We start from the raw sequence: 2,983 nt of genomic DNA, 5'->3' as shown, positions 1-2,983 counted from the left end.
ATACCAACCGCCCGAATTTTTGACTCGTTGGGGATTCTCAAACGCCGCCGGTTGTGAGTCGATAGGCGAAACTGTCGATTCGCAAGGGAGGCGACGGCGTTGCTCAAGATTACCCGTAACGACCTGACTGCTGCCGAACTCCGCGCCGAGGCGGCGCGCACGAAGAACCCACGGCAGGCGCGGCGGCTGCTGGCGATCGCGATGGTGCTGGATGATCATCCGCGGCAACTGGCGGCCGAGGCAGGTGGCATGGACCGCCAGACCTTGAGAGACTGGGTGCACCGCTACAACGCGCACGGCGCGGCTGGCCTGGTTGATCAGGTGCGTTCCGGCCGCAAGCCCCGCCTGACACCGGCGCAGATGAGCGAACTGGAAAGCTGGGTTGAGGATGGTCCGGATCCGAAAAAGGACGGCGTTGTTCGCTGGCGCTGCGCCGACCTGCGGGATCGGATCAAGGCGCGTTTCTGCGTCGGCTTTCACGAGCGCAGCGTCGGCAAGCTGCTGAAGAAGCTGGATTTCAGCAACATCTCCGGGCGTCCATTGCACCCGAAGAGTGACCTCGCCGCGCAGGAAGCCTTCAAGGAAAGCTTTGCCGCCAAGGCACGCGCCGCGATCCCACCGGCTTATGCTGGCTGCCCGATCGAGATCTGGTTCCAGGATGAAGCACGCGTTGGCCAGCAAGGTACTGTAGCCCGCCTCTGGGCAAGGCTGACCAAAGGTTCCGTCGAGCGCAGCTCGATGGAAAGGTCAGACGAGGGGAAGCGTGGCACACGCCCCAGGATCAAGCGTGACCGGCGGTTTACCTGGGCCTATCTGTTCGGTGCCATCTGCCCCGCCCGCGGCACCGGTGCGGCCGTGGTCATGCCCAGTGTCGATGTCGAGGCCATGAATATCCATCTGGCTGAGATCAGCCAGCGCGTCAGCGTCGGGGCAATCGCTCTGCTCGTGCTCGACGCCGCAGGCTGGCACCAGTCGCACCGCCTGGTCATCCCGGACAATATCGTCCTGCTGCCGCTGCCGCCCTACGCGCCCGAGTTGAACCCGACCGAGAATGTCTGGGAATATCTGCGTGACAACATCCTCAGCATGCAGATCTGGAACAGCTACCGAGCCATTGTCGATACGTGCTGTCAGGCGTGGAACTTTCCGATGGACACCCCAGAGGTCATTACCTCCATCGGAAGCCGCGACTGGGCACAGGTCAAAATTTAGGGCGGTTGGTATGAGTGGGTTGTGGGGATGAGCTACGCCGGAATGGGGAGAGGCTGACCTCTGAGCGTGAGCAAGATCGCCTCCAGAGCGCCGATCCCGCGTCGTCGTGCGGTTTCAACGACGGAGCGCACATCGGCGTGGAGGTTGGCACCCCAGACCGAGCGGAAGCAGTTGGTCACCTTGCGGAACACGGCGCTCCATCGCACCGCCTGCTCGGAGGCATTGTTGGTCGGAGGGACATCCGGCTCGGTGAGAAACACGAACAGGTTGTGCTGCCACTTCACCAGGCTGCGGCGGAATTTCTCGGCAACGGCGTTCTCGCCGATCGGCTGCATGATCATCTCCTGAAGGGCGAGGAAATGCCGCCAGAAGAACGCCTCAAGCACACCGGGGCCGTATTTGAGCACGAGACGCTCGCGGTGCCGCCACACCCGGATGGCGCGGCACAGCAGCGGGATCACCCGCCCGGCCAGAACCGTGTCGCCGCAATCAATCGCATACTGCGCATCGCGCAGGATATGCGCCAGACACGCCTGGTGCTTCTCGGCCCATCCGGCCTGCGAACCCAGACGGTCCGATACCCATGCGGGCGGCCTCACACCGTCCAGGAACTGCTCCACCACGTCTTTGCCGCGGCTTGGCGCCATGATGAAGCAGCAACTGTCGGGGTTCTGGAAAACCCACAGCCACCAATTGTCCTTGCCGACCCGGAACCGCGTCTCGTCCGACCCGATTGCCGTGCCGCTCAGCAGACGCTGGCGGATCGGCACCACCTGCGCCGCGAACGCCGGACCGGCCGCCTTGAGCATCGACGCCAGCGCGCCCTCGCTCAATTTGATCCCGAACTGCACGTCCAGAAGCGCCGCCGTCCGCTCGTACGATACCGCATGGCACTGTCGCAGATGCACCACCGTCGCCCGCACATTCTCCCCGAACGGCGACCCCGGCTCCATCCCCGGCGGCGGGGCCGCCTTGAACGCGCGGCGGCGGGGCCGCCTTGAACGCGCGGCGGCAGCACGGGCATGTTCCGTGCCGTAGCACCACACGCGTTGTCACCGCGGGCGCCAGCGGGATCTCGACATGGTCGTAGATCTCGCCCTCGCTCTGTTCCACCTCGGACACGTCCGCGGCGCAGTGCGGGCATGTGTCCGCTCGCATGTCCTTCACCGCGGTCGGGTTGTCGCACAACAAACGATGCGCACCCGGACGACCGTGCCGCCGCTGCGGTTTATCCGTTCCCGGCCCGGCTTTCGCCCCGCCGTTCGGTTTGGTCTCTTGAGACGGCGGCAGGCTCGAATTCTTTGATGTCTTGGCGGGACGTCCGAGTTTGGCTTCAAGCTGCGCAAGTTGGGCCTGTAGACGTTTGTTCTCCGCCGCCAGCTTCTCATTCTCGGTGCGAAGACCGGCGTTCTCCGCGCACAACTCTTCGATCACCGTCATGGCGACGTTGAACGAGGTTTTACCCTTGAGGCGAATGGCGATCTCAGGCGGGAACTGGCTCATGTCCGGAATTTACGCATGACCTGCTGGAAAAATGCAAATTCATAGATATGCGCCTGCACAACCTGTGCTTTGGCTTTCAGATTCACACCCCATCAGCCGGGGCTGAGCAATTCCGGCGACTTCGGCCTCTTCTCTCATGCTCTAGTACACCTCGCCGGAAGAACGAACCCCATTTCGACGGCCGCTCACGCAGCGAGCGGCTTGCCGGTCATGGTCCACTTGAACGGCTTGGCGAGGGTGCGGTTGAAGTAGGCGATGAAGGCCTCGA

The 2,983-nt window shown here is 63.5% G+C and carries 2 protein-coding genes and 1 pseudogene; 1 reads left to right on the top strand and 2 read right to left on the bottom strand.

Going from position 1 to position 2,983, the window contains the following annotated elements; genetic code table 11:
• The first annotated feature begins 99 nt into the window (after positions 1-99).
• Entirely contained in the window at positions 100-1,212 is a 1,113-nt protein-coding gene (locus tag CCS01_RS14555) for an IS630 family transposase (RefSeq protein ID WP_104519530.1), read from the top strand.
• 32 nt (positions 1,213-1,244) lie between these two features.
• On the opposite strand, the gene tnpC is transcribed toward CCS01_RS14555, so the two are convergent.
• Together tnpC and CCS01_RS36130 are read right to left on the bottom strand one after the other, a co-directional pair.
• Complete coding sequence (tnpC, locus tag CCS01_RS14550; RefSeq protein WP_146101768.1) at positions 1,245-2,258, bottom strand: IS66 family transposase; 1,014 nt, start codon at positions 2,256-2,258, stop codon at positions 1,245-1,247.
• A gap of 232 nt (positions 2,259-2,490) precedes the next feature.
• A pseudogene (locus CCS01_RS36130) lies at positions 2,491-2,652 on the bottom strand (DUF6444 domain-containing protein); the annotation flags it as partial.
• Positions 2,653-2,983: the final 331 nt, after the last annotated feature.

The organism is Rhodopila globiformis (assembly GCF_002937115.1).
Taxonomy (GTDB): domain Bacteria; phylum Pseudomonadota; class Alphaproteobacteria; order Acetobacterales; family Acetobacteraceae; genus Rhodopila; species Rhodopila globiformis.
The sequence above is the reverse complement of the archived record's forward strand: the minus strand, read 5'-3'. Positions and strand labels throughout refer to the sequence as shown.